Genomic DNA, 26,438 nt, shown 5'->3' with positions numbered 1-26,438 from the left:
CTCCGGATGCTCATCCGCCGCGCCACCCCGCTCTACCGTTGGGACAGCCGCCCCACCACCAAGAGGCTCAAGTAACGCCTATTGCCGGGCACTCTAAAGGACGCCGCACTCCCGGGCCCGGGCCACCGCGCCGCTGCGGCTGTGCGCGTCGAGCTTCTGGAAGACCGCCCTGACCTGGGTCTTCACCGTGTTGCGGGAGACGTGGAGCTCGGCCGCGATCTCCCGCAGCGTCAGCGGACCGCACAGCGCGCGCAGGATGCGGCGTTCCCCGGCTGACAGCTCCCGGGTCCGCGCGGCCCCCGGGGGAGCGGGCCGGGGAACGGCCGGGGCGGGCAGGGCGGGCGGGAGCGCGCGCAGCCGCGCGAGCAGTCCGCCCAGCGGCTCCGGAATGCCGTCGGTCCCTTCCACGGGGAGGGCACCACCCCGGTCGGGTCCCCGCAGGGCCGTCCCCAGGACCCGTGCCAGGGACCGCAGATGCGGCTCGCCGGCGCGGGCGGAGGCCGCCATCGCCCGCTCGGCACGGGCGAACGCCTCGCCGGCCTCGGCGGCGGCGTCCTCCAGCAGCAGGCCCGTGTCGCACAGGTGGGCGGACGCGGTGACGAAGTGGCCGGTCAGTCCTTCCGTACGGGCCACGCGCAGCGCCTCGTCGGCGTACGCGCGGGCCCGCCCGCGGTCTCCGCCGAGATACGCGCACAGGGCACGGGAACCCAGCGCGCGGACGAGGACGAGCACGTGCCGGGCGCCGTGTGCCTCATGGGCCGCCTCGGCCAGGCGGGCGTCCGCCTCCTCCCAGCGCCCCTGCCACAGCAGCGCGGTTCCGCGGGCGACGCGGGCCAGCGCCCGCCACGGGGTCAGCGGCGCGGGGCGCGGGGCGTCGGCGCCGCCGAGCGGGGCGGAGTCCGTGCCGCCCCGCAGACAGCACACGAGCGCGTGGACGACGGCCGCCGCCTCGGCCACGGTGCTCCCCTCCCCCACGGTGCCCGCGCCGGACGGCCGGGCCTCCGCCGCCTCCAGCCAGCGCGCGGCCGCCTCGGCGTCGCCCCGCGACAGCTCGGTCATCGCGGCGACGACGCACATCCGGGCGTCCGCGCGGACCACGCGGGGCGGCAGCAGTCCGAGCCATCCCGCGACCTCCGGCGCCCGGCCCGCCGCGATCGTCTCCTCCCAGGCGTCCAGGACGGTCCCGACCGCCCCGGAGGTGTCGCCGGACCGTACGAAGTGCCGTACGGCGGCGGTCGTCTCGCCCTGCCCGCGGTACCAGTCCGCGGCCGCCCGGTGCAGCGCGGCCGCCCCGCCCGGCCGCTCGGTCGCCAGGACCTCGGCCAGCAGGGCGCGCAGCGCGCGGTGGTGCCGGTACGCCCCCGGCCGACTGCCGGAGGGCACGAGGAACTGCACGGTACGGGCCAGATCGCGGAGCAGCACGCCCGCGCGGTCGGTGCCCGCCACGGCCCGGCAGGCCTCCGGGCGCAGTTCGTCAAGCACGCTGGTGCGCAGCAGGAACGACCGCTGCTCGGTGGTGAGCCGGTCCAGGACCTCGCCCGCGAGGTAGTCGCCGACGGCGCGGCCGGCCGCGTCCGGGCTCCCGGCGGGGGAGGTCGCGCAACCCAGGACGCACAGGCCCGCCGCCCATCCCTCGGTGAGGTCGAGCAGTCCGCGCAGCGTCTCCTCGTCCACCGGACCGGCGGTCCCGCCCGCGAGCAGCGCGGCGGCCTCGTCGGAGGTGAAGCGCAGCTCCCCCGCCCCGAGTTCGCCTGCCAGGCCCCGCGCGCGCAGCGCCGGCACCGGCGCCCCGGGCACATGCCGGGTGGCCGGCACGACCCGGACGCCGTCGGGAAGCGCAGTCAGCAGGTCCGCCAGGCTGCGGAGGGCGGCGGCGTCGGTGATCCGGTCCACCCCGTCCAGGACGAGGGTGAGCGGCGGTCCGCCCGCCAGCCCGGCCAGCGTCCGCGGCAGCAGGTCCTCGACCCAGACGTCCCGCGTCCAGGCCCCGGGGGGCGGGGGTGTGGGCAGCTCCGGCCGGAACGGCCGCAGCGCCCGCAGGATCCCGCTCCACAGCCGCGCCGGGGTGTTGTCGTACGCGTCGAGGCCCAACCACGCGACGTGCCGGCCCCGGCCCTCCAGGGCGCGTGCCCACTCAGCGAGCAGCACGCTCTTCCCCGCTCCCGGCGGCGCCGAGACGACGACCACGGGTTCGGCGAAGGAGTCCAGCCGGCGCAGCAGCCGGGGGCGCGGCACGAACCGCCGCGGGCGTGCGGGCGGATGGAGCTTGTGCTCGGGAACGGTCGTCATGTCGCCTCCCGTCGGGCCGTGCGGATGGGGCCCCCGGTGCCCGGCGGGCACGACGTAACACCGGACACCGGGGGGAATGTGGGGGCGCGAGGGTGCGCCCGGAGCGGTCGGCTACCTCATACAGCCGAATCCGCCCGCGAAGTAGACGAGCGGACGGCCCGCCGTCTTGTGCGTGAAGTGCCGTGCGTCGCCGACGAAGATGGTGTGGTCGCCCCCGGGCAGCGCCTCCGAGACGTCGCAGACGACCGTGGCGATGGCGTCCCTGAGCACGGGTACGCCGTGGTCCTCGTCGATGTCCACCCCGGCGAACCGGTCGGGCACCGGTGCGGCGAAGGAGCGGGCCAGGTGTTCGCCCTCCTCGCCGAGGACGTTGACGGCGAAGCGTCCGTGCTCGGCGATCGCGGTGCGGGTGAACAGGTGGTTGCCGACGCAGACGAGGAGTTGCAGCGGGTCGAGCGACAGGGCGGACACCGCGCTGGCCGTCATGCCGATGGGCGTGCTGCCGGTGCGTGTGGTGATGACGCTGACCCCGGTGGCGAGGCGGCCCATCGTGGCCCGGAACGCGAGGGTCGTGTCGAGGGTGTCAGTCATGGGGGACCTCCGAGAAGGGAGAGCTGAGCCCTGGTGGCCGAGGGACACTGTGCGCCGCGGCCTGTTAATGCCGGGGAAACCGCCCGGAGGGCGACGGTTCACCGGTCATCTGCGCAGCCGTTCGACCAGGCGTCTCATCTCCGCCGACGGCCGGATGCCGAGGTCGGCCATGGCCCGCAGGTAGCCCCGGTACAGCTCCAGGAGTTCGTCGTCGTCCCCGGCCGCCTCGGCTCCGGCCAGCGCCAGCCGCCAGGCCTGTTCGCGGTAGGGGTCGCGTTCCAGCGCGGCCCCGGCCAGCTCCCGGGTCTCCCGGATCCGGCCCAGGCGCAGGGCCACGGCGGCGGCGTCCACCTGTGCCTGGGTGAGGGCCCCGCCGAGTTCCTCCCGCCGGGCGTCCAGCCACGGGGTGGAGACGCCCTCGAAGTACGGTCCGCGCCCGGCGGTCCGCAGCGCCTGCAGCAGGGTGTGGAGCCGGTGCTCGCCGTCCTGCCTGCCCGCCTCGGCCAGCAGCCGCTGGAAGGTCCCGGAGGAGGCCGCGGCGGCCCCGGCGGGGGCGAGCCGGTAGACGTCGCCCTCCTGGAGGAGTTCCACGCCCTCGGGGAGCACCTCCCGCAGCCGGTACACGGCCTGCCGCAGGTAGCTGCGGCCGGCGGCGTCGCTCCGGCCGGGGAACAGGGTCGCCAGCAGGGTCGGGCGCCGGGCGGTGGTCCCGGCCCTGGACAGCAGGAAGGCCAGCAGCTCGGTGCTCTTCACCAGCCGGGGGTGCGCCTGTCGCCCGTCGGCCGCCAGCCGTACGGAGCCGAACTCCTCCAGCGTCAGCCGGGGTGAGCCGACCGCGCTGACGGCCCGCCCGGAGGAGAGCACCGCCACCAGCTCGTGCCAGGGCGAGGAGTGCGAGGGCTCGGCGTCGGCCCGGCGCGCGGCGACCGCCGGCATGTCGTCCAGGGCCTGCAGCAGCAGGTGCCGGCCGCCCTGGGCGTCCGCGACGTCCAGGGCGAGGTCGGCGGCGGCGTCGGCGGCGTCCGGGTCCCCGACCCGCCACATCGCCTCGCTCAGGTAGACGGCGGCGGTGGGCAGTTCGAGCAGCCGGTCGCCCGCGGCCATGGCCGCGACCACGACGGCGAGTTGGCCGGATGCCTCGGCGTCCCGGTCCGCCAGCAGGAGTTGCAGGCCGCGCCAGGTGCCGGCCAGTTCCCTGGTGAAGGCGTACCGGGCGCTGCCGCGCCGGGCGGCGTCGGTGAGCGCCCGCGCGGCCCGCGGCAGGTCGCGGTCGAGGCGCAGCGCCAGTTTGGCCTCCAGCAGCAGGCTGAGGATCTCGTAGACCTGCGATCCGGTCGCCGCGATCGCCTCGCGCCCGGCGGCCAGCGCGTTCCAGGCCTCCTCACGCCGCCCGAGGTCGGCCATCAGCTCGACGTCGTCGACGGCCGTGAGCCAGACCGGCCGGGGCCCGTCGCCGAGCGACGCGTACACCTCCCCCGCCTGGGAGATGCGGCCCGTGGCGCGGAGCGCCGCGACCGTCCAGGGCGCGCCGGTCGCGCGGCGCCAGGCACCGCGGGGTGCGGGGTCGTCCTGCAGTTCCGCGAGCCTCCCCGCCATGTAGGCGACGCGCATCAGCATCACCTCCGCCGGGCCCGCGGCGTCCGGCCTCGGGGCCGGCAGCGGGGCGAGGGGGCCGCCGTCGGCCAGGGCCATGAGCGCGGCGGCGATGTCGCGGTGGCGGCCGGGTGGCATGGTGCGCAGCATCTGCCCGGCCTCTTCTGTCCGGCCGGCGTGCCAGAAGCACCACACCAGCAGGGCCAGGTCCTCGGTGCCACCGGGCTGTTCGGGCAGCCGGCACCACCACGCGCGCCCGTGGTGGTCGGCCAGTCGCAGCCCACGCCAGCACTGTTCGCGGCCGAACGCGACACGCAGGGCCGCGGAGACCAGTCCCGGCGCGGGCGGCCCGGGCACCGGCCGCATCCGGTCGAGCCAGTTCTCCGCCGTGGCGAGGTCGAGCCGGTCGAGGATGCCGGGCAGGACGCTCTCGGCGGCGCTCCGGGCTGCGGCCGTCTCCCCTGCCATCAGCAGTTCCGTGACGGCCTCCTCGTGGCGGCCGGCCGCCTCCAGCAACGCGGCGTGGCGGCGGCGCAGTTCGCGCAAGGCGCCGGGCTCCATGGCGTCGGCGCGCTGCCGCAGGTACCGGCGGAAGTACGGCAGCGCCACCATGCGGTCCCCGTCGGGGGACCAGTCCAGCGGCAGGCCGCGCCCGCGCAGGGAGGCCAGGACCCGGTCCGGTGAGGACAGCCCGAGGGCGTTCGCGGCGTCGGCGGTCACCTCCGCCAGCAGGCTCGTGGCGAGGAGCAGTTCCTCCTCGGCGTCGGTGAGCTGCCGGAGCAGGTCGGCGGCGAGGAGGTCGAGCCCGCCGGAGGGGCCGGCGGGGTCGGTGGTCCACCAGTCGTGGAGGACGCCGGTGGCCCAGCCCCCGGTGGCCGCCACCCGGAACCGCGCCTCCGCGTCGCGTCCGCCGGGGCGCAGGGCGCGCGCGGCCTCGGCGACGTCGAAGGCGAGGTCGGCGTCGCCGAGGAGGGCGACGCGGTGGAGGTCGCCCAGACCGCCGACGCGCTGCGGCGGTCCGGGCCGGGAGACGAGCACCAGCCGCAGGTTCCGGGGAGGTTCCGCGACGAGCGCGGTGAGCGCCTCTTCGGCGGCGGGGCGGCCCGTGAGGTGTTCCAGCCCGTCGACGACGAGGACGGGGGTCCCCGCGCCGGCCGCCGGCAGGGCGGCCGCCAGGCGGTCGCGGAACCGTTCGCCGGTGGCGTCGCCCGCGGGGAGCCCGGCGGCCGTGATCCAGCCGACCGGGCCGGGCAGGGCCCGTGCCGCCTGGAGCACGGCGGTGGTCTTGCCCGAGCCGGCCCTGGCGGCGACGACGAGCACGGGGTGCCCGGCGAGCGCCTGCAGGACACGGCGTGTCACCCGCGGCCTGGGGACGACCCGCGCCGGGAGCCCGGGCAGGCCGCGGTGCCGCTCGTCAGGAGCGGAGCGGGTCATGAGCCGACCGTCCCGGCTCGAGCACGAAGGTGTGCCGCAGCAGGGTGTACGGCTCGTCGGTCGCGGTGCCGTACGGCCCGGTGCCGGCCGGGTGGCCCGAGTAGTCGGCGACGAGCGACTGCTTGACACCGAAGACCGGGTCCCGGTCGAGGTACGCGTCGTCGGAGGGGAAGAGCATGGTGGTCACGCGCTGGAAGCCCGGTGCGGTGATCCGCAGGTGCAGGTGCGCGGGCCGCATGACGGACCGGCCGGTGGCCCGCATCAGCTCGCCCACGGGGCCGTCGTCGGGGATGGGGTACGCGGCGGGTCGGATGGAACGGAAGCGGAAGCCGCCGTCGCCGCCTGTGCGCAGCAGGGCCCGCATGGCGGGGTCGGCGAGGCCGGGGACGTCGACGTCGTAGTGGCCGTCGGCGTCGCTGTGCCAGACGTCGACCTGAGCGTCCGCGACCGGCTTCCCGTGGACGTCGGTCACCAGTCCCTCGAAGAACAGGGGCGTGCCCGGGAGTCCCTCGGAGATGTCGGCGCCGTCCGGCAGTGCGGGGCGGTCGTCCCGGAAGAAGGGTCCGAGGACGCTGTTCTGCGTCGATCCGGCGGCGCGCCGGTTGCCGAGCGCGTCGACCAGCATCGTCACCCCCAGCACGTCGGAGAGCAGGATGAACTCCTGTCGCGTGGGCGTGCACTGCTGGCCGGTCCGGGTGAGGAAGTCCACGCCGCGCGCCCATTCCTCCTCGGTGAGGCCGGTCTCGCGCACGAAGTCGTGGACGTGCCGGACCAGCGCCTCGAGGATCGCGCCGAGGCGGGGGTCCTTCGCGTCCCGGACCGTGGACACGACTGCCTCGGTGATCGTGCCGTCGGTGAGGTCACGCATGGCGGGCTCCTGTCGGGTCGTCGGGGTGGGAGGGGGTGGCCCGGGGCGGTTCGCCCGCCCAGGCCCGTTCGAGGAGGTCGCGTACGGCGTCCCGGTGCACCGGCCGCGGGTTCCAGTAGCCGTCGCGGACGATCAGGTCGGCGGCCTCCCCGATGCCCCGCTCGGGCATGCCGAGGTCCTTCAGCGCGCGGGGGGCGCCGAGCCGGCCCGCGAACGCGAAGACCGCGGCGGCGGGGTCGGAGCCGGGCAGGGCCCGGCCGATCCTGTCCATGGCAGGGGCGGCGGCCGGGGCGTTGTACGCGATGGCGTGGGGCAGGACGACGGCGTGGGTCTCGGCGTGGGGCAGGTCGAAGGTGCCGCCCAGGACGTGGCAGATCTTGTGGTGCAGTGCCATGCCGACGGTGCCGAGGCAGGTGCCGGCCAGCCAGGCGCCGTAGAGGGCCGTCTCGCGCGCCTCGGGGTCGGCGGGATCGCTCAGGACCGCGGGCAGCGCGGCGGCGAGGGCGTCCAGGGCCTCTCCAGCCATGAGGAAGGCGAGCGGGTCCCGGTCCTGGGCGTACAGCGCCTCGACGGCGTGCGCCATGGCGTTGAGCCCGCTCACCGCCGCGACGTGGGGCGGGAGCGTGAGGGTGAGGTCGACGTCGTAGACGACGGTCCCGAGCAGTACATCGGGCAGCCGCCGGGTGGTCTTCGCGCCGTCCCGGGTCTCGCCCAGGATCGGCGTCATCTCGGAACCGGCGTAGGTGGTGGGCAGCGCGATCTGCGGCAGTCCGGTGCGCAGTGCGAGGGCCTTGCCGAGGCCGATGGCCGACCCGCCGCCCACCGCGACGAGGCAGTCGGCCCCGGCCGCCCGTACGGCGTCGACCGCCTTCTCGGTGACGGCGACGGGGGTGTGCATGGCCGCCTGGTCGAAGATCCCGGCGGCGAGCGGTCCGAGGAGTTCCGCCGTCTCGCGGGCCTGGCCGGTCTGGCCGGGCGTGCACAGCACCAGCGCCCGGCCGCGGCCGAGGGCCCTGACCTCGTCGGCGACCCCTCTTCGCGCTCCGCTGCCGAAGACCACCTTCGTGACGTGTCCCCGATGCACGAACGACTTCATGGTTGTTCCTCGCAAATTCTTTACGGGAACAGGAGTCTCACCGCCCGCGAGATGACGCGTCAATGAATCCTTCGCGTGATGGCACACCGACGGACCCGAATACCGCGTTCACGTGACGGGCCTTGGAACGGGCAGGTCAGGGGCGCTTCCGACATCCCTCATCCTGGCGATGCGCACGACGGCGGACGGGGTGAGAATGCATTCCCGACATCATGCGCCCGCGAAATCCCCCGGACGTCGTTCGCGGGCGTTCACGGCCGTTCGCGGGGTTCTCCGTATATGCCCCGGAGGGGATTCCGGCCGGCCCGGCCGCGGGCCGGCCGGACCGGCGCCGCTCAGCGGGTGGCCACGTGCACGACCCCCGAGGTCGCCGCGATGCGGTCGAGCAGGAAGATCGTGCCCACGCACGCCGCGATCCAGCAGCAGAGGATGACGACCCCGCGGGTGAGGCCGTCGTGTTGGAAGTAGGCGAGTCCGTCCATGGCGCGGACGGCGACACCGGCCGGCATGACCGAGGCCAGGGGCTGGAGCCAGCCGGGCAGGAAGGACGGCGGCAGGACGCCGCCGCTGGTGGCGTTCCCCATGATGAGCATGAAGATCGAACTGATGGGTACGCCGATCGGGCCGAAGAAGCGGATGAGCGCCACGGTGGCGGCGCCGACCGCGCCGGCCATGAGGGTGACGACGCCGAAGATCCCGAGGAAGGAGCCGGGTATCGCCTCGAAGGCCGTACAGGCGATGAGCGAGGTGGCCAGGCCGCCGACGACGGCGAAGAGGCCGAGGCTCAGGATGCGCTGGCCGAACGAGAGACGTGGCGCGACCTGGTAGGTCATCTGACCGAAGAGGAAGCCGGCCAGGATGAGGCCGAAGGAGGCGTAGAAGACCGACAGGCCTCTGCTGTCGCCGGGGGCCAACGGGAGGATGTCGACCACCGGGATCTTGTGCCCCTCCCCGTGCGGGACGGCGGCGAGCGGGGTGACCAGGGCGGACACCGCGGGGCCGTTCGCGCCGGCGTAGACGACCTTGGGCTTGCCGCCGTCGGAGAGGTAGGCCGCGTAGGCCTGCCGGTGTTCGACGGCATGGCGGGCCGAGGCCGCGTCGGGGTACCGGTCGACCTGGAAGGCCTCGGGCGCGATGCGCTGGAGCCGGACGTCGAACAGCGCCGCGGAGTGGTCCGAGGCGACGACCGCGACGGGCAGCCGGTGCGCCTGCGGGGTATGGAAGGCGGCGAGGAAGACGGAGACGAAGGCAAGCCCTACGGTGAGCACCGTGATCACCGGGGTGATCACGGCGCGCGGCCCGGTCAGTCCCGGCCGGGCGGGCGGAGCGTCGGTCTGCGGTCCGGGAACGTGCCGGTGCCGGTGGCGTGCCGGAGGCGGTTCCGACGGCGGGTGCGCGTCGGTGATGAGCACGGTGTCGGCCACGGGGAAACTCCTCCCAGAATGTAAGCTGACTTATATAAGTTAACAGACAAAAGGAAGGTGCCCGGCATGCCCCTGGGCGACCCGAGCGAGCGCATCGGCTACCTGATCTGGCAGCTCTCGCTGGCGTACTCGCTCCGCATCGAGCACACGCTGCGCCCGCTGCGCCTGACCCAGGCGCAGTTCAGCGCCTTGATGCGACTCACCCTGGACGGGGCCACCTCGAGCGCGGAGCTGGCCCGCCGCTGCGGAGTGACCGCCCAGTCCATGGGCACGGCCGTCCAGGGGCTGGCCGACCGCGGACTGGTCGAGCGGCGGGCGCACCCGACGCACGGCCGGATCATCGAGATCAGCGTCACGCCGGAGGGCGAGGAGCTGGCGGCGCGCGCCGAGCGGGCCATCATGCCCGCCGAGGAGGAGGCGCTCGCCCCCTTCACCCCACAGGAACAGGGTCGCGTACGGGCGGACTTGCAGCGGATGCTGGCGAACCTCAATCCACGCGCGCTCCACACGAGTGATTGAACTCTCAGAGGTTGACGATTCAACTATCGCTTGCCTACGGTGGCGGGACAACCGACCACGCGATCGCGCTCCGGTCGTCCCGATTATGGATTACACGATCCAGAACTTGTCTGGGGAATCCCATGCCTCACCTGCTGCACATCGACTCCAGCGCCCGCGGCGAGGGCTCCGCCAGCCGCCGGCTCTCCGCCGACTACGTCGCCGCCTGGAAGGCCCGCAACCCGCAGGGCACCGTCGCCTACCGCGACCTCGCGGCCGACAGCCCGGCCTTCGTCTCCCCCGAGTGGATCACCGGGGTCTTCGGGCCCGCAGAGGCCGCGGACGAGGGCACCCGGGGGGCGGTGGCCGCCGCCGAGCGGCTGATCCGCGAGATGGAGGAGGCCGACGTCCTGGTGCTCGGCGTGCCGATGTACAACTTCGGTGTCCCGGCGACCTTCAAGGCGTGGATCGACCAGGTGATGATGGCGGGCCGCACCTTCGCGTTCGGCGACAGCGGCCCGGAAGGTCTGCTGAAGGGCAAGAAGGCGGTCGTCCTGCGGGCCTCCGGCAGCGACTTCGGCAACCCGGACTTCGCGCCGATGGACTTCCACGCCCCCTACATCCGCGGTGTCCTCGGCTGGATGGGCATCACCGACGTGGAGATCATCGCCGTCAACGGCTACACCCCCGAGCAGCTCGACTCCGCGGTGCGCGGGGCCGGTTCCGCCATCACCGCCTCCGTGGACGCGGCGCCGCTCGCCGCCTGACGGAGCCGGCGTGCGGTTCGCCAGGGCCGGGGGCGCCCTGGCGGAACACGGCGGGCACGGCGGCGCGGGTCCGTCGGGGGGGCCGCGCCATAAGGCGGCGCGGGTGGTGCCCCGATGACCGCGCCCGCCCACGCGGACCGGTAAGTGCGCGGCCGCGCCGGACCGGACCCGGGCCCGTCGCGGGCCGCCTCGGACCGGCCGGTGGGCTCGCGCACCCCGCCTTCGGGCACTCGCGCCGTTCCGGCCCCGCAGAACACGGCCGGCCGCCGCCGAGGGGCCCCCGACCGCCCGGGCTGCGGAACGGGCCCGGCCGTACGGCACGGTGCCCGCCCGCGGCCGACCGCCGCCGCCGAGTCCGACGCCGCCAGGACCGACGCCGCCGCCGACCGGTGGTCAGAGCCGGACCGTCACATAGCGCCTGCCGGCCGAGTTCTCCACGACGACGGCGGCGACGTCGGCGGGGGCCACCGCCGCCGAGCCGTCGAGGCCGACACCGCCGCCCTCGCCGGTGGCCGACACCACCCAACTGCCCGCGATCTGACGGCCGCCGTCGGCCGCCACCACCACGAGCCGGCAGTGCTCTCCCGCCGGGATGCCGCCGACCCGGGCGTTCACCCGCACCCACCCGGTGGCCGGGGTGAGCCGCACGGCCAGCCGGGCCCCCGTGGACGGATCGGTGGCCGAGGCGACCCTCGGCGGACCGGACGGCGAGGCGGCGACGGGCGGCGGCCCGTCCGCCCGGCCGCCCCGGTGCTCCCCGATCAGCACGCCCCCGTACAGGACGGTCGCCGCCACGGCCGCCGCGGCGACACCGGCGGCCGTCCACCGGCGGCGCCGCTCCCCCGCGCGCTCGGCGCGCATCTGACGCATCGTCCGCTGCAGCAGCAGGTCGCCTCCCTCCGGCGGCCCGTCCAGGAATGCCTCCGGAGGGACCTCGCCGAGGGCCTGTGCCATGGTGCGCAGCCCGTCGAGTTCGGCCCCGCAGGACGCGCAGGACCCGACGTGCTCGTCCACGGCGCGGACCTCCTCCTCGGTCAGCGTGCCCAGGACGTGGGCGGTCAGTGCCTCACCCTCGTGCCGCTCCGGCGTGCTCATGCCGCCACCTCCCGCATCGCGACGGGCTTGTTCAGGCAGAAGTCGCGCAACGCCTTGAGGGCGTAGTGCGACCGGGACTTCACCGTGCCCGGGGGGATGCCCAGGGTCTTCGCCGCCTCGGCGACGCTCTGCCCCCGGAAGTAGATCTCGTAGAGCACGTCGCGGTGGTCGCGGGAGAGCCGCTCCATGGCCTCCATGACGACGACGGCGTCCACCACCGCCTCCGCGTGGTCGCGTTCCACCGGCGCGGTCGCCGGCGATTCGGCCACCTCGGTGGGACGCGCGGCCCTGGCCCGATGGCGGTCGGTGACGATGTTCCGGGCCACGGTGAGCAGCCACCCGCGCACGGACCCCTTGCCGTTCAAGAGCGCGTCGGGGTGCCGCCAGGCGCGGATCAGGGTCTCCTGGACGACGTCCTCGGCCGCGGCGCGGTCGCCGGTCAGCCGGGTCGCGTACGCGAGCAGGGCTCTGCCGTGTTCCTCGTAGAGCGCCCTCACCAGCGCCTCGTCACTCGTGCCCCGGCTGTGCCGGGCGCGGGACCGCACTGCCGCCATCCGCCCACTCCGTCCGCTCACCGACCGTGCCGCGGTGCTTCGAGGCAGACACGGACACGGTCCGGACCGGGTTCAGGTGAGCCGCCTCACACCACGGGCCGCGCACCCGGGACCGGCCGGGACGCGCCGTGCGCGGGCCGGATTGAACCGCCGGCCGGCGCGGGCCGTGTCTGGTCACACGCCCCGCGTACCCGGCCCGTCCCCAGGAGGAGAGGAACGATGCGGTACAGCCCCGCGATGAGGACCATCCGCCTGCTGGCGGCGGCCGCCCTCCTGTTCGCCGTCGCCCCCTCACCCGGCGCCGGCGGCGGCCCCTCCCCCGCCGCCCCCGTGCGGCTCGTACCGGGACCGGTGACCGGCCGGGAGCCCGGGCGCACGTCCGGACACCCCCCGCGGATCCGGGAGTCCGCGCCGGCGGCCGGCGGTACGGCGTCCGCGCAGCCGCACGGCGGCGCCGGCCGGCTGCCGTCCGGCGCCCTGGCGGCCGGGATCGCCGGCCTCGTGCTGACGGCCGCCCTCGTCGCCGCCCGCCGTCCGCTGCTGGCGGCGGTACGGCGGAGGAGGAGGGCGGCGCTCGGCCGCCGGCTCGCCGCCGACACCCGCACGCCGCTGCTGGTCCGGCACGCCCTGCGCGAACTGGCCCTGGCCGGACGGCCGGGCAGTCCGGTGCGGGTGCGGGGTGTGCTCGCCGAACCCGACCGGGTACTGGCCACGGTGTCCGCCTGCGGGCCGGCCCCGGCGCCCTGGACGGCTCTGACCCCGACCCGCTGGGAGCGTACCGGCCTGGTACCCGCCGAGGCGGCGGCCCCGGGTGCGGGCCCGCTGCCCCAACTCACCCGGCTCGGCGCGGTCGGCCGGGGCCAGGTGCTGGTGAACCTGGCGCGGATCGGCGGCGTCCTCAGCGTGCTGGGGGATCCCGCCGTCGCACGGGACACCGTGATCGCCTTGGTGGACGGGGTGTTGGAAGGGGCTCCGGCGGGCCGCACCGTGGTGGTCGCGGTGGGTCCCGGCGCCCGCGATCTGCCCGGTCCGCCCGCCGTGGTCCGGGTCCGGAGCATCCGTCAGATCGCCGCGCTGCGCGGCCCGGCGGCGCCGGGCGTCCAGGCCGGCCTGGTGGTGGTGCTGCACCGGCCGGACGCCGAGGAGGCACGGCTGCTGTCGGGGCTGGCCGGCCCGAAGGGCGGCGGCTGGACGGTCCTGACGGTGGGCCATGTCCCGGGCGCGCGCTGGCGCTGGTACGCGGCGGCCGACGGAACGGTGGACGCGGGGGTGCTCGGTCACCGGGTGGTCGTCCCCGTACGGCCGTCCGTCAGATGCCGCCTCTGATGCCCCGGCAGAGTGGCGATACTACAGAACCACTCATAGCGTCAGTTTTCGGGCGGCCACGGGGGCCGCCCGGAAAGCAGGTACGGCAGTCATGACACTTCGTCGGCCCCCAGCGGCCCCAGCGGCCGCGCTCGTCGCGGCCGTGAGCGTGCTGGGGCTGTGCGCCGTTCCCCGGGCGGAGGCAGCACCGGGCGCACTCGTCGTCCGTCCGGGAGAGTCCGTGCAGGCCGCGGTGGACCGTGCCCGGCCGGGGGACGTCATCAAGATCCTCCCCGGGACCTACCCGGGCGGCGTCAGCGTGACCAAGCCCCGGCTGACCTTGATCGGGCAGGGCGCGGACACCGTCATCACCCCCGGCGCGAAAGGCGACGGAAACGCCTGCGCCAGGGCCGGCCACGGACTCTGCGTCACCGGAACGGAGCAGAGCCCACTGGACGGTGTGCACGTGCTCTCCCTCACGGTGTCCGGCTTCCCCGGGAACGGGGTCGACGCCTCCTGGACCGACCGCCTGGAGATCAGCGACGTGACCGCCGAGGCCAACGGACGCCAGGGCATCGGCGTGCAGCACTCGGTCCGTTCGCAGCTGCGCGACAACCACGCGCGCCACAACGGGGAGTCGGGCATCTTCCTGGCCAACACGGCGGACGCGGAAGGCGGTGCGCTGAACACCAGGCGCGCCCGCGTCAGCGGCAACGACCTGACGGGCAACCGGATCGGGATCGTCCTGCGCCGAGTGCGCAACCTGGGGGTCGACGAGAACCACGTCACCGCCAACTGCGGCGGTGTCTTCGTCGTCGGCGACGAGGGCGTCCCGCGAGCCGGGGGCCTGACCGTCTCGGACAACCTCGTTGCGGCGAACAACAAATACTGCCCGCCCAGCGCCCGGCTCCCCTTCATCCAGGGCGCCGGGATCGTGCTGACGGGGGCGGAGCGGACCCTGGTGGTCCGCAACCGGGTCGTGGACCACCACGGCACCTCACCGATGTCCGGCGGGATCGTGCTCTTCCGCAGCGTGGTGGGCGCCTCCAACACCGGCAACACCGTCCGGGGCAACACGACCCTGGGCAACAGCCCGGCCGATCTGGCCGACCGTGACCAGGGCACCGGAAATGTCTTCCGTGACAACACGTGCCGCGTCTCCGAACCGAAGGGGTTGTGCGAGGAATGACCTTGACAGAAACCACCACCGCGGACGGCACCGCGGCCGCGGCGCCCGAGGCCGCCACGCCGCCGGCGATGCGCCTGCGCGAGCTCGTCTTCGGCGCCGCCTGTGCCGCCGCCGTGCGGGCCGCGGCCCGGCTCGGCGTGGCGGACGCGCTCGGCAAGGAGCCGTCGACCGTCGACGAACTGGCGGCGATGGTCGGCGCGGCGCCGCGTCAGCTGCGCCGGCTGCTGCTCGCCCTCGCCTCGTACGGGGTCTTCGAGGAGCAGGCCGACGGCCGTTTCACCCACACCGAGATGTCCCGGATGCTCCGCAAGGACAGCCCGAACAGCCTGCACTACATCGCGCTGTGGTGCACCGAGCCGTGGACGTGGGAGGTCTGGCCCCGACTGGACGAGGCGGTGCGCAACGGCCGCAACGTCTTCCCCGACGTCTTCGGCAAGGAGTTCTTCGCGTACCTGCACGACGACGCCCGCGAGAGCGCCCGGGTCTTCGACCGTGCCATGACCTCCTCCAGCCGGCAGTCCGCCGAGGACATCGCCGGGCTCCTCGACCTGACGGGCGTCCGCTCGGTCGCCGACATCGGCGGCGGCCAGGGGCACGTCCTGGCCGCGCTGCTGGAAAGGCACCCGGAGCTGCAGGGCACGCTGCTGGACCTGCCCAAGGTGGTGGCCGGGGCCGATCCCCGGCTGCGCGAGGGCGGCGAGCTCGCCGCGCGCGCCCGGCTGGTGCCCGGTGACTGCCGGGTGGACATCCCGGTGGCCGCCGACATGTACATCATCAAGAACATCCTGGAGTGGGACGACGACAGCACGCGCCGCACGCTGCGCAACATCGTCGCGGCGGGCGGCCCCGGCACCAAGGTGATCGTCATCGAGAACCTCGTCGACGACACGCCGTCCATGCGCTTCACCACCGCCATGGACCTGCTCCTGCTGCTGAACGTCGGCGGCCAGAAGCACACGCGGGACAGCCTGGTGAAGCTGATGACCGAGGCCGGCCTCCAGGTGGGCGAGGTCACCCCGGTCAACGCCTACCTGCACGCCCTGCACGGCACGATCGGCGCGAAGCGCTGACCGGCTAGCCGGTCATCTCCGCCACCAGACCGGTGGTGTGCCGGCCCGCCCGGAACTCCGGGCGGGCCAGCACCGTCCGCAGGAAGCCGGCCGTGGTGCACACGCCCTCGCCGCGCACCCGCAGTTCCTCCAGGACACGGTCCATCCGGGCCAGCGCCCGGTCCCGGTCCGGCGCCCACACGACGGCCTTGGCGAGCAGGGAGTCGTAGTCGGGTCCGATCCGCCAGCCGGGGAAGGCGTGGGTGTCCACCCGTACGAAGGGACCGCCGGGCACCTCGAACTCCGTGAGCGCGCCCGGGGTCGGCGCGAAGTCGCGCGCGGGGTCCTCGGCGTTGACCCGGCACTCGAGGGCGACCCCGCGGTGCACGACGTCCTCCTGGCGCAGGGTCAGCGGATGCCCCGCGGCGACCAGGATCTGCTCGCGGACCAGGTCGATCCCGGTGACCATCTCGGTGACCGGGTGCTCCACCTGGAGCCGGCAGTTGACCTCCATCAGATGGAAGTCCCGCTCCGGGGTGAGCACGAACTCGAAGGTGCCCACGCCCGTGTAGCCGACCGCGCGGGCGCCGCGCACGGCCGCGTCGCACATCGCCGAGCGCAGCCGCGCGGGCAGGTCGGGCGCCGGGGTCTCCTCGACGAGCTTCTGGTGGTGCCGCTGTACCGAGCAGTCGCGCTCGCCGAGGTGGACGACCGCGCCGTGCCGGTCGCAGAGCACCTGGACCTCCACGTGCCGGGCGCGCTCGACGAAGCGCTCCAGGTAGAGGCGGTCGTCGCCGAAGACGGCGCGGGCGTGCGCCGAGGTCCGCCGGTAGGTGTCGAGCAGCCGGTCGGGGTCGGTGACCACGGCCATGCCGCGTCCGCCACCGCCCGCCACGGCCTTGAGGATCACCGGGTAACCGGTCTGCTGCGCCGCCTCCTTCGCGTCGGCGGCCCCGGCCAGCGGCCCCGTACTGCCCGGCAGCACGGGCAGCCCGGCCTCGGCCATCAGCGCACGGCAGGCCGCCTTGTCGCCGAGCCGGGCGAGCACCTCCGGCGAGGGCCCGATGAAGGTGAGCCCGTTCGCCTCGCAGACCTCGGCGAAGTCCGGGTCCTCGGACAGGAAGCCGTAGCCGGGGTGGACGGCCTGGGCACCGGTGCGGCGGGCGGCCTCGATCACGGCGGGGATGTTGAGGTAGCTCGCCCTCGCCGGGGGCGGCCCGATGTGCACGGCCTCGTCGGCGAAGCGGACGACGGCCGAGTCGCGGTCGGCGGTGGAGTAGACCGCGACGGTCCGGATGCCGAGTTCACGGCAGGCGCGCGCGATGCGCAGCGCGATCTCGCCACGGTTGGCGACCAGGACGGTGGAGAACACGGGCCCTCACTCTCCCGCCGGTATCGGCTCCAGCGCGATCAGGCGCTGGTGGAACTCCACGGGCTGCCCGTCCGGGACGATGACCTCCACGACGCGGCCGGCCACGTCCGCCTCGACGGTGCTCATCATCTTCATGACCTCCAGGATGCCCACGGGCTGGCCGGGACGGACGAGGTCGCCCACGCAGACGCAGGGACGCTCGCCGGGGTCGGGAGCGTGGTAGAAGGTGCCCACCGTGGGGGCGCACACGTAGTGAAGCGGCGTGGAATCACGCGCCCTGTGCGCCTCTTGCGCCTCCGACGCGCCCGGGGTCTGAGCGGCGGCCGGAGCCGGCGCGGGCCCGGTCGCGGTCGCGGGCGCGGGCGCGGGCCCGGTCGCCGGCGCCTGGGCGGGCTCCGCCGGTGCCGCGGAGGCGTACGCGGCGGACCGCTCCTGGGGGTCGGGCCACTCGATCTCGACCGCGGTCTGCCCGTGCCGCAGCCTGATCCGCCGCGGCGGGGTGGGCATGGAGCGGGCCAGCTCGGTGGCGCTGCGGCACACGGCCTCCAGCACCGAGAGCGCGGCCTGCGCGCCGCCGGGAGCCGTACCGTTGAGGGCCTTGCCCGCACCCGGGGGGCGGGCCGTCCTGTCGTCGCCGTGGAGTGTCACGGTGCTGCCTCCTCCTCCAGTCGGCCGAAACGGTGGAACCGGTCGCGGCGCTCGGCGAGCAACCGGTCGGGGGCCCATGGACGCAGTTCGTCCAGGGCGGCCGAGAGCGCGCCGCCGACGAGGGCGGCGGCATGGGCGTGGTCCCCGTGGGCGCCGTCGGGCGGCTCGGGGACCACACCGTCGACGATGCCCAGCCGGAGCAGATCGCGGGCGTGCAGCCGCAGGGCCGCCGCCGCCGCGGGGGCGGCGGCGGCGTCCTTCCACAGGATCGCGGCGCAGCCCTCGGGGCTGATCACGGAGTAGATGCCGTTGGCGCTGACCAGGACACGGTCGGCGACGGCGAAGGCCAGTGCCCCGCCGCTGCCCCCCTCGCCCGTGATCACGGCGACGACCGGCACGGGGAGCCGGGCCATCAGCCGCAGGTTCTCGGCGATGGCCAGGGCCTGGCCGCCGGTCTCCGCCTCCGGTCCGGGGTTGGCGCCCGGCGTATCGATGAGGGTCACCACCGGCATGCCCAGCTTGGCGGCGGTCCGCATGAGGCGCGCGGCCTTGCGGTATCCCGCCGGGGTGGCCATGCCGAAGTGGCGCCGCCGGCGTTCCTCCAGCCCGGGGCCCCCCTTGTGGTGCCCGATGAGCATGACGGGGCTGCCGTGCAGCAGCCCGGGACCGCCGATGACGGCCGGGCAGTCGGCGGCCAGCCGGTCGCCGTGCAGTTCGTGGAAGTCCTGGAGCAGGTGGGCGGCGTAGTCGGCCGCCGTGGGCCGCAGCGGGTGGCGGGCCAGCCGGACCGTCTCCCAGGCGTCCCGCTCGGGCAGTTCGTCCGCCGTGCGGACGATGGGCACGGCGGGTCCGCGCGGTACGGTCGCCGGCCGGGGACGCTCGGCGGACGGACGCGACGCGCCGGCCCCCACCCCGGGACCGCGGCCGGCCGCGGCACCGCCGCCGGAGCGCAGCCGCAACAGCCGGGCCACCGTGGGGCGCAGCGCGGCGCGGGGCACGACATCGTCGATGAGGCCGTGCGCGAAGAGGAACTCCGCGGTCTGGAACCCCTCGGGAAGCCGCTCGCCGGTGGTCTGCTGGATGACGCGCGGGCCCGCGAAGCCGAGCCGGGCGCCGGGTTCGGCGAGGATGACGTCGGCCAGCGTCGCGTAGGACGCGGCGACGCCCCCGTAGGTGGGGTCGGTGACCACGGAGACCACCAGGACGCCGGCTTCGTCGAGTTCGGTCAGCGCTTGGGCGGTCCTGGCCATCTGCATCAGCGAGAGCGCGCCCTCCTGCATACGGGCGCCGCCGGAGGCGGTCACGAGCAGCAGGGGGACGCGCCGTCGCAGACTGGCCCGGGCGGCCCGGGTGATCTGCGAGCCGACACCCAGGCCGAGGCTGCCGCCGAGGAAGCGGAAGTCCATCGCCGCGACGACGACCGGGAGTTCCTCGATGGTGCCGCGCACGCAGACGACGGCCTCGTCCAGGCCGGTCGCCGCCCGGGCCTCGCGCAGCCGCTCGGCGTACGGACGGGTGTCGGTGAAGTCCAGCGGGTCGTGCTCCGCCGGCCGCTCGCCGCGCTCGGCGGCGAGCGGCTTGCAGGAGCCGGGGTCCAGCAGCAGGTCGAGCCGCTGCCGGGCGGTGAGCCGGCCGTGCGCGCCGCACTCGGGGCAGACGCGCAGCGCGCGGGCGTAGCGCTTGCCGTAGACGAGCGCAGCACAGCGCTCGCAGCGCACCCAGTCCGGCTCGGCGGTGGCCATGTCAGCCACTGCGCTCCCAGCGGTAGAACTCCCGGGCCATGGCGTCCTTGGGCTCGCGCCAGGTCTCGGGGTCGTACGCCATGATGAAGGACGACAGCTGGTCGCTGATGTCCCGGAACGCCGGGTGGTCCTTGTACTTGGAGACCTCCGGGCCGGGCGGCCGGTCGGCCTCGACCAGGTGCAGGTAGACGTCGCCGAACTGGAACAGGCTGCGTCCGGTGACCCCGATCAGACCGGGCAGTTCACCCTTGTCGGAGTCGGTGAAGACCTGCGCCACCTGCTCCTCGACGCCGGGCTTCATCCTGGCCACGATCAGGCTGCGGTAGGTCTTCATGCCGCGCCGCCCCCGTGGCGCTGCACGATGCGCTCGCGGATCAGCTCCATCTGGATCTTGGAGTTGTCGTTGATCCGGGCGGTCATCGCCTCGTCGTCGAGGGGGGCGCCCGGCTTCATCGCGAAGTCCTGGGTCCACCGCATCCGCGTGCCGCCGGGGACCTCCTCGTACTCCCAGTGGATGTCCATGTACTGGAACGGGCCGGTCTCCACGCGGTGCGCCCGCACCGTGCGGGTGGCGCGGTCGGCGACGCGCTCCGAGACCCAGCTCCAGACCTGGCCGTGCTCGTCGGGGTGCATCGTGAGCCGGAAGACGACCCGGTCGCCCTCGCGCTCGACGATCTCCACGGAGGCGTACTCGCTGAACAGGTCCGGCCAGCCCTCCAGGTCGTTGGTGACGTCCCAGACGACGTTCAGGGGGGCGGGGATGGTGATCTCGTTCTCGGTGTGGCCGGGCATGGTCAGACTCCTGCCTTGAGTGAGGTGTTGACGACGTCCATGAAGGCGCCGGGGGTCTTGCACGAGTCGGCGTCGCCGGCGATCGGGATGCCCCGGTCGTTCTCGAGGGCGCCGACGATGCCGAGCAGGCCGAGCGAGTCCAGGCCGTACTCGGCGAACGGCGTCTCCGGGTGGCCGGTCAGGGCGGTGACCTCGACGGTGATGCCGGCATTGGACTTCATCAGGGCGGCGAGTTCGCCGTAGGTCAGTTCCTTGCTCATGGAAGAGCTCTCCTTCACTGCGCCTGAGCTACGCCCGGACGACCAGGGCCGAGTTGGATCCCATGAGGCCGCGGCTGAGCACCAGCGCGGTCCGCAGATCCGCCGGCCGGGGCCGGCCGGTGACCAGGTCGAGGTCGTGGCAGGGGTCGGTGATGTTGGGGGTGGGGGGCACGACTCCGTGCCGCAGGGCGAACACGGCGGCGGCCACATCGAGCACCGGGGCGCCGCAGTAGGCGCGTCCGATGCCGGTCTTGGGGGCGGTCACGGGGATCTTCGAGGTGCGCTTGCCGAACACGTCGGCAAGGGCCTGCGCCTCGGCGCGGTCGGCCTCCAGGGTGCCGAGCGCGTCGGCGAAGACGACATCGATGTCCCCGGGGGCGCACGCCGCTTCCGCGAGGGCTCCGCGGATGGCGTGGGCCAGGCCCTCGCGTGACTCCGCCCAGCGCGAGGCCCCGGTGAAGGTGGCCCCGTGCCCCGCGATGACGGCCTGTACGTCGGCCCCGCGGCCGGCGGCGTGCCCGGGGTCCTCGACCACGAGCATCGCGCCGCCCTCGGCGGGGGCGAAACCCCGGGCACGCGAGGTGAAGGGCAGGTACGCCCGGTCAGGGTCCTCCTCCAGGCTGAGTTCTTCGTAGCCGAGCTGGCAGACGCCCGAGTACGGCGCCAGCGGCGCCTCGGCGGCACCGACGACGACGGCCCGGGTGCCGGTGCCGCGGGTGATGTTCCGGCAGGCGTGGGCGATGGCGTCGAGACCGCCGGCCTCGTCACTGGCCACCACGCCGCAGGGACCCTTGAAGCCGCCGCGGATGGAGATCTGGCCGGTGCTCGCCGCGTAGAACCACGCGATGGACTGGTACGGGCCGACGAAGCTCGGCCCCTTGCCCCACAGGTGCTGCAGTTCGCGCTGGCCGAACTCGCCGCCGCCGGAGCAGGCCGCGGTCACCACTCCGATGTCGAAGGGGGCCTCCTCGTCGAAGCGCAGGCCCGAGTCGGCCAGGGCCTGGTCGGCGGCCGCCATCGCGAAGTGGGTGAACCGGTCGGTCTGCACGGTGTAGCGGTCCTCGACGACCGACGACACCTCGAAGCCGCGGACCTCACCGGCGACGCGCAGCGGCAGGTCCCGGCAGCCCTCGCGGCTGACCGCGTCGAGGACGGCGACACCTTCCCTGGTCGCCTTCCAGAAGGCGTCGGCTCCGATGCCGTTCGGCGCCACGACGCCGATGCCGGTGACCACCGCTTGCGTGTTCATCGCTGATTCCCCTCCGGTCGGTTGAGGACCACCGCGGACTGGAAGCCGCCGAACCCGCTGCCGACGGACAGAACGGTGCGCAGCTTCAGCTCGCGGGCGGTGCGCGGGACGTAGTCCAGGTCGCACTCCGGGTCCGGGGTCTCGTAGTTGGCGGTCGGCGGCACCACACCGTGCGCCAGGGCCAAGGTGCAGGCGGCGAGTTCGATGGCGCCGATCGCACCCAGGGAGTGCCCGACCATGGATTTGATGGAGCTCATGGGCGTGGAATAGGCGTGCGCGCCCAGCGAGCGCTTGACCGCCGCCGTCTCGTGGCGGTCGTTCTGCTTGGTTCCCGAGCCGTGCGCGTTGACGTAGCCCACGTCGGAAGGGTCGATCCTGGCGTGGTCCAGTGCCTGGTCGATGGCCTCGGACATCTCCAGTCCGTCGGTGGTGAGTCCGGTCATGTGGTAGGCGTTTCCATAGGTGGCGTAGCCACCGATCTCGCAGTAGATCCGGGCGCCGCGGGCCTTGGCGTGCTCCAGTTCCTCCAGGATGAGCACGGCGCCGCCCTCGCCCATGACGAAGCCGTCACGGCGGGCGTCGAAGGGCCGGGAGGCGTGGGCCGGGTCGTCGTTGTTGGGGGAGGTCGCCTTGATGGCGTCGAAGCAGGCCACCGTGATCGGGGAGATCGGGGAGTCGGACGCACCGGCGATGATGATGTCGGCACGGCCCTCCTCGATCGTCTGGAACGCGTAGCCCACGGCGTCGAGGCCGGAGGTGCAGCCCGTGGAGACGGTCTGCACGGGGCCGCGGGCGCCGTGCCGTTCCGCTATCTCCGAGGCGAGCGCGCTGGGCGCGAACGCCCGGTGCAGATGCGGACCCGCCTTGCGGTGGTCGACGTCCCAGCGGGCGCCGCGCTCGCTGACGCGTATGTAGTCGTGTTCCAGCCGGGTGGTGCCTCCGACGGCGGTGCCCAGGGAGACCCCGACCCGCCAGGGGTCCTCGTCGTCCAGCTCCAGTCCGGCGTCGCGGACCGCCTCGGCGGCCGCGACGAGCGCGAACTGGACGTACCGGTCGGCGCGTTCCACGTCCCGCGGGCTCAGCCCGCAGGCCGCCGCGTCGAAGTCGACCTCCGCGGCGATGCGGGACCGGAAGCCCGTCGGGTCGAAGAGCGTGATCCCGCGGGTAGCCGTCCGGCCGGCGGTGAGCAGTTCCCAGAACGCGGGGACCCCGACACCGCCGGGGGCGACGACACCGGCCCCGGTGACCGCCACCCGGCGGGTCATGACGCCGCGTCCTGGTTCGACTCGGTGACCTCGGTGTCGACGTGCCCGAGTTCCGGGCGGGGCGCGAGCGGCCCGAGGTGGAAGACCAGGCGGGCCTCGGTGTCCCCCACGTTGCGGAAGCGGTGGCGGACGTACGGCGGGATCATCAGGCCCTGCTCCGGGCGGAGCACATACGGCTCCCCGTCGAGATCCACCTCGAGCGCGCCGCACACCACGTACACGAACTCCTCGGAGTACGGGTGGTAGTGCTCGCCGATCCGGTCACCGGGATCCACGAGCGCCACGCCCATGAAGCCGCTGGTGGCCCCGCACGCGGTCGGCGTGAGCATCGCCCGCAGATCGCCGCCGCGACGGCGGTTGGGCGGAGTGTCCCCCAGGCTCACGATGGTGGGCGTGAACGGGACGTTCCGGTCGTTGGTCAGAAGATCATCCATGCTTGCCTCCTCCGGCGGGGGCCGGTCCGGGGCGCACCCCGGACCGGCCGGTACCTGCCGGTTGCCAATGGCTCGGACGGGTCAGGACGTGGCCGCGCTGCGGTCGGTGACCATGCGCATGTCGTATTCGACGAGGAACCGCTTGAGGCCCTGCTCGTCCGCGAGGTCCCAGTCGGGGCCGAGGTCGAGCAGTCGGGCGAGGACGCCGGCCTTGTGCTTGCCGGCGGCGCCCACGGCGACGAGCGCGGCCTCCTCGACCGGGACCCGCAGGTCGACCAGCCGCACCACGATGTCCTCGCTCTCGCGCAGGAAGACGGTGCTGCGCGCGAGCGGCCCCTTGGGGACGTCCGCGGCCTCCTCGTCCTGCTGGGCGAGCATCTTGGCTACGGCCTGGCCGGAGCCCGCCTTGGCCGGGTAGATCAGGGCGTGCCGGCTCAGGTGCTCCGGCCGGTCGGGGCCCTTGGCGACGTGGTGCACGGCCGGGAGTGCGGCGCGGGCGAAGAACTCCCGTGCCGAACCCGGGTCGTTGAGGTCCCGGTCCACCTCCAGGTAGGGGTTGATGGCTTCCTCGACCGCCCGCACCTCGGGCTGGCGGGCGACATGGCGCAGCGCCCTGGCCAGGTCGCCCTCGACCTCCACGGCGCGCACGACACGGTTGCCGTGCATGAACAGCGAGGTGCGGCGCAGCCGCGTGTTCTCGTCGACCACGGCCTGCGGCGAGGTGTAGCCGGACAGGATGTCCGCCACCTGCTGTTCGCTGCCGGGCTTCACCGTGAAGGTGATGGCGTGGCGGATGATCCCGTCCCCGACCCTCGGCGCGGTCTGCATGCGACCGGACTCGTAGGAGGTACGGGTCTCCCGCAGCACTCCGAAGCGGAGCGAGCGGGTGTCCTTCACGCAGCCGTGCATCGGCTGCACCATCTCCAGATGGGTCGGGCTGTCCACCCAGGCGAGGAAGTGCAGCGCACTCTCCCACTCACTGGTGATCAGCCATTGCGAGGGATTTTCGATCGACTGGCAAAGCTGGTCGCTGACGTGTCCGGGCACGGCAGCGACGTGGCGGCACATCTGGTCATACGCGTCAAGAAACCGCAGCTCGGCACCGTCCTCGACATCAAGCATGAGGACGACGCGCAGGCGATTGCCATCGAGCGCGGACTGCGAGACCTTTTCGGCCTGGGCCGGCATATTCCACCTCTTCCGAGAGCGAGCAACCCCCGAGGTCCGTCGTCCAACGATCGTGCTGTGGTGGCCCAACCGGTGCGAGATATGTGATCCAATTGGGTGACGGGCGAAAATACCCCCGGTAATCGGGGATCAAGGGAGCTATGACTCCACAGGCCGAAGACCGGGTTCCGGTCCTCATCGTGGGGGGCTCCCTCGTCGGGCTCTCCAGCTCCGTCTTCCTGGGTCGGCTCGGCGTCCGGCACGTCCTCGTCGAGAAGCACCCGGGTACCTCCATCCACCCCCGTGGCCGCGGCAACAACCTGCGGACCATGGAGCTGTTCCGTACGGCCGGGGCCGAGCCGCTGATCCGGCGGGCCGCCTCCGTACTCGCCGACAACCACGGCATCCTGCAAGCCGAGTCGCTGACCTCCGACAACGCGGAGTGGCTGTTCCGGGAGATCGACCCGGGCGGCCGGCTCTCCGGCATCAGCCCAAGCGGCTGGTGCCTGTGCAGCCAGAACGACCTAGAGCCGGTGCTCCTGGACTACGCCCGCAGGCTCGGCGGCGACCTGCGCTTCAGCACGGAGCTGATGTCGTTCGCGCAGGACGGCGACGGCGTCACCTGTGAGCTGATGGACCGCGAGACCGGCGACCGCAGCACGATCAGGGCCGACTACCTGGTCGCCGCCGACGGTCCGCGCAGCCCGGTGCGAGGCGCCCTGGGCATCGGCCACACCGGCCGCGGCGACCTCTTCGCCAACATCAGCGCGACCTTCCGGGCCAAGCGGCTGGCCGACGCGGTCGGCGACCGCCACTTCATCGCGTGCTACCTGACCAATCCGGACGCCGACGGCGTACTGCTGCCGGTCGACAACCAGGAGAACTGGGTCTTCCACGCGCCCTGGCACCCGGAGCACGGCGAGACCCCGGAGGACTTCACCGACCAGCGGCTCGCCGCCCACATCCGCACCGCGGTGGGCGTGCCCGACCTGGAGATCGAGATCACCGGCCGGGCGCCCTGGCGGGCCGCGGAACGGGTCGCGGACTCCTATGGGCGCGGTCGGGTGCTGCTCGCCGGCGACGCGTGCCACGAGATGTCCCCCACCGGCGCGTTCGGCTCCAACACCGGTATCCAGGACGCCCACAACCTGGCGTGGAAGCTCGCGGCGGTGACCGGCGGCTGGGCCGGGCCCGGGCTGCTGGAGACGTACGAGGCGGAACGCCGCCCGGTCGCCGTGGCCACCAGCGAGCGGGCCTCGGCCCGGTCCGCCGAGCACGCCCACCCCGGCTACGCGCCGCCGGCGGGCGGCGGCCCCCAGAAGGGCGTCCTGGTGGTCGCGCTGGGCTACCGCTACCCCGAGGGCGCCTTCCTGGGGGCCGACCCCCAGCGGCCCGTCGTCCCCGAGGACTTCCGGCCGGTCGCCGAACCCGGCGGCCGTTCCCCGCACGTGTGGGTGACCACCCGGGACGAGGAGCGCCGTTCCACGCTGGACCTGTACGAGCGCTCCATGGTGCTGCTCACCGGCGACGGACCGGAGGGCACCGCCTGGCACGACGCGGCCCTCGCGGTCGCGGAGCGTCTCGGAGTGCCGCTGGACGCCTACCGGCTCGGCGACTCCGCGCAGGCCGACCTGACCCCCGAGGCGGGCACGAACTGGGCGGCGCTCCAGCAGCAGGCCCCCGGCGACCTTCATCTGGGCGCAGGACGTGTGCAGGCGGGATTCGTCGTCGGCCAGGGCGTCCCTGATGGATTCCGG

At 74.2% G+C, this 26,438-nt stretch carries 24 protein-coding genes; 6 read left to right on the top strand and 18 right to left on the bottom strand.

The window, feature by feature from the left end; all coding sequences use genetic code 11:
• Positions 1 to 93 precede the first annotated feature (93 nt).
• The 6 genes from AB0F62_RS38355 to AB0F62_RS38330 all read right to left on the bottom strand — a co-directional run bounded on the left by AB0F62_RS38355 (position 94) and on the right by AB0F62_RS38330 (position 9,295).
• Positions 94 to 2,289 carry a LuxR C-terminal-related transcriptional regulator gene (locus AB0F62_RS38355; RefSeq protein WP_361810397.1) on the bottom strand — a complete coding sequence of 732 codons (2,196 nt, stop codon included), beginning with the start codon at positions 2,287 to 2,289 and terminating at the stop codon, positions 94 to 96.
• A 111-nt stretch (positions 2,290 to 2,400) separates the two neighbouring features.
• On the bottom strand, positions 2,401 to 2,880 hold the full coding sequence (locus AB0F62_RS38350) for a flavin reductase family protein (protein WP_361810395.1): 480 nt from the start codon (positions 2,878 to 2,880) through the stop codon (positions 2,401 to 2,403).
• A 105-nt stretch (positions 2,881 to 2,985) separates the two neighbouring features.
• Entirely contained in the window at positions 2,986 to 5,907 is a 2,922-nt protein-coding gene (locus AB0F62_RS38345) for a BTAD domain-containing putative transcriptional regulator (RefSeq protein WP_361810393.1), read from the bottom strand.
• Positions 5,888 to 6,775, bottom strand: coding sequence for a dioxygenase (locus tag AB0F62_RS38340; RefSeq protein ID WP_361810391.1), 888 nt, complete (start codon positions 6,773 to 6,775; stop codon positions 5,888 to 5,890). Before AB0F62_RS38340 ends, AB0F62_RS38345 begins: the two co-directional genes overlap by 20 nt.
• The gene (locus AB0F62_RS38335; protein ID WP_361810389.1) at positions 6,768 to 7,871 is read right to left on the bottom strand and encodes a maleylacetate reductase; all 1,104 of its coding nucleotides are present in this window, start codon (positions 7,869 to 7,871) and stop codon (positions 6,768 to 6,770) included. The genes AB0F62_RS38340 and AB0F62_RS38335 overlap by 8 nt, the downstream gene beginning before the upstream one ends.
• Before the next feature lie 335 nt (positions 7,872 to 8,206).
• Positions 8,207 to 9,295: an ABC transporter permease gene (locus AB0F62_RS38330; protein WP_361810387.1), complete on the bottom strand. Its 1,089-nt coding sequence runs from the start codon at positions 9,293 to 9,295 to the stop codon at positions 8,207 to 8,209.
• Positions 9,296 to 9,361: 66 nt separating this feature from the next.
• On the opposite strand from AB0F62_RS38330, the gene AB0F62_RS38325 reads away from it, so the two are divergent.
• Together AB0F62_RS38325 and AB0F62_RS38320 are read left to right on the top strand one after the other, a co-directional pair.
• On the top strand, positions 9,362 to 9,814 hold the full coding sequence (locus tag AB0F62_RS38325; protein ID WP_361810385.1) for a MarR family transcriptional regulator: 453 nt from the start codon (positions 9,362 to 9,364) through the stop codon (positions 9,812 to 9,814).
• Between the two features lie 122 nt (positions 9,815 to 9,936).
• On the top strand, positions 9,937 to 10,560 hold the full coding sequence (locus AB0F62_RS38320) for an NAD(P)H-dependent oxidoreductase (RefSeq protein ID WP_361810383.1): 624 nt from the start codon (positions 9,937 to 9,939) through the stop codon (positions 10,558 to 10,560).
• 393 nt (positions 10,561 to 10,953) lie between these two features.
• On the opposite strand, the gene AB0F62_RS38315 is transcribed toward AB0F62_RS38320, so the two are convergent.
• Together AB0F62_RS38315 and AB0F62_RS38310 are read right to left on the bottom strand one after the other, a co-directional pair.
• On the bottom strand, positions 10,954 to 11,655 hold the full coding sequence (locus AB0F62_RS38315; RefSeq protein ID WP_361810381.1) for a zf-HC2 domain-containing protein: 702 nt from the start codon (positions 11,653 to 11,655) through the stop codon (positions 10,954 to 10,956).
• A complete protein-coding gene (locus AB0F62_RS38310; RefSeq protein ID WP_361810379.1) occupies positions 11,652 to 12,209 on the bottom strand; it encodes a sigma-70 family RNA polymerase sigma factor in 558 nt (185 codons plus the stop codon). The genes AB0F62_RS38315 and AB0F62_RS38310 overlap by 4 nt, the downstream gene beginning before the upstream one ends.
• A 237-nt stretch (positions 12,210 to 12,446) precedes the next feature.
• Here AB0F62_RS38310 and AB0F62_RS38305 point away from each other — a divergent pair, with 237 nt between their 5' ends.
• From AB0F62_RS38305 to AB0F62_RS38295, 3 genes are all read left to right on the top strand, one after another.
• The gene (locus tag AB0F62_RS38305; protein WP_361810377.1) at positions 12,447 to 13,535 is read left to right on the top strand and encodes a hypothetical protein; all 1,089 of its coding nucleotides are present in this window, start codon (positions 12,447 to 12,449) and stop codon (positions 13,533 to 13,535) included.
• Between the two features lie 91 nt (positions 13,536 to 13,626).
• Complete coding sequence (locus AB0F62_RS38300; protein ID WP_361810375.1) at positions 13,627 to 14,703, top strand: right-handed parallel beta-helix repeat-containing protein; 1,077 nt, start codon at positions 13,627 to 13,629, stop codon at positions 14,701 to 14,703.
• Between the two features lie 68 nt (positions 14,704 to 14,771).
• Positions 14,772 to 15,773, top strand: coding sequence for a methyltransferase (locus AB0F62_RS38295; RefSeq protein WP_361810399.1), 1,002 nt, complete (start codon positions 14,772 to 14,774; stop codon positions 15,771 to 15,773).
• A 4-nt stretch (positions 15,774 to 15,777) separates the two neighbouring features.
• Here AB0F62_RS38295 and AB0F62_RS38290 read toward each other — a convergent pair whose 3' ends face one another.
• From AB0F62_RS38290 to AB0F62_RS38245, 10 genes are all read right to left on the bottom strand, one after another.
• A complete protein-coding gene (locus AB0F62_RS38290; protein ID WP_361810373.1) occupies positions 15,778 to 17,124 on the bottom strand; it encodes an acetyl-CoA carboxylase biotin carboxylase subunit in 1,347 nt (448 codons plus the stop codon).
• Between the two features lie 6 nt (positions 17,125 to 17,130).
• On the bottom strand, positions 17,131 to 17,772 hold the full coding sequence (locus AB0F62_RS38285) for a biotin/lipoyl-containing protein (protein ID WP_361810371.1): 642 nt from the start codon (positions 17,770 to 17,772) through the stop codon (positions 17,131 to 17,133).
• On the bottom strand, positions 17,769 to 19,514 hold the full coding sequence (locus tag AB0F62_RS38280; protein ID WP_361810369.1) for an acetyl-CoA carboxylase carboxyltransferase subunit alpha/beta: 1,746 nt from the start codon (positions 19,512 to 19,514) through the stop codon (positions 17,769 to 17,771). Before AB0F62_RS38280 ends, AB0F62_RS38285 begins: the two co-directional genes overlap by 4 nt.
• A 1-nt stretch (position 19,515) precedes the next feature.
• A complete protein-coding gene (locus AB0F62_RS38275; RefSeq protein ID WP_361810367.1) occupies positions 19,516 to 19,848 on the bottom strand; it encodes a TcmI family type II polyketide cyclase in 333 nt (110 codons plus the stop codon).
• Positions 19,845 to 20,306 carry an SRPBCC family protein gene (locus AB0F62_RS38270; protein WP_361810365.1) on the bottom strand — a complete coding sequence of 154 codons (462 nt, stop codon included), beginning with the start codon at positions 20,304 to 20,306 and terminating at the stop codon, positions 19,845 to 19,847. The genes AB0F62_RS38275 and AB0F62_RS38270 overlap by 4 nt, the downstream gene beginning before the upstream one ends.
• Before the next feature lie 2 nt (positions 20,307 to 20,308).
• Positions 20,309 to 20,566, bottom strand: coding sequence for an acyl carrier protein (locus AB0F62_RS38265; protein WP_361810363.1), 258 nt, complete (start codon positions 20,564 to 20,566; stop codon positions 20,309 to 20,311).
• Between the two features lie 28 nt (positions 20,567 to 20,594).
• A complete protein-coding gene (locus AB0F62_RS38260; protein ID WP_361810361.1) occupies positions 20,595 to 21,815 on the bottom strand; it encodes a ketosynthase chain-length factor in 1,221 nt (406 codons plus the stop codon).
• Positions 21,812 to 23,080, bottom strand: coding sequence for a beta-ketoacyl-[acyl-carrier-protein] synthase family protein (locus tag AB0F62_RS38255; RefSeq protein WP_361810359.1), 1,269 nt, complete (start codon positions 23,078 to 23,080; stop codon positions 21,812 to 21,814). Before AB0F62_RS38255 ends, AB0F62_RS38260 begins: the two co-directional genes overlap by 4 nt.
• Positions 23,077 to 23,514: a cupin domain-containing protein gene (locus AB0F62_RS38250; protein ID WP_361810357.1), complete on the bottom strand. Its 438-nt coding sequence runs from the start codon at positions 23,512 to 23,514 to the stop codon at positions 23,077 to 23,079. Before AB0F62_RS38250 ends, AB0F62_RS38255 begins: the two co-directional genes overlap by 4 nt.
• Before the next feature lie 81 nt (positions 23,515 to 23,595).
• Positions 23,596 to 24,702 (bottom strand): SchA/CurD-like domain-containing protein, encoded by a 1,107-nt coding sequence (locus tag AB0F62_RS38245; RefSeq protein ID WP_361810355.1) that lies wholly within the window; start codon positions 24,700 to 24,702, stop codon positions 23,596 to 23,598.
• 140 nt (positions 24,703 to 24,842) lie between these two features.
• Here AB0F62_RS38245 and AB0F62_RS38240 point away from each other — a divergent pair.
• The coding region (locus tag AB0F62_RS38240; protein WP_361810353.1) for an FAD-dependent monooxygenase at positions 24,843 to 26,438 on the top strand (1,596 nt) is incomplete at its 3' end.

Source organism: Streptomyces sp. NPDC026673 (assembly GCF_040638135.1).
Classification (GTDB): Bacteria; Actinomycetota; Actinomycetes; order Streptomycetales; family Streptomycetaceae; genus Actinacidiphila.
The sequence above is the reverse complement of the archived record's forward strand: the minus strand, read 5'-3'. Positions and strand labels throughout refer to the sequence as shown.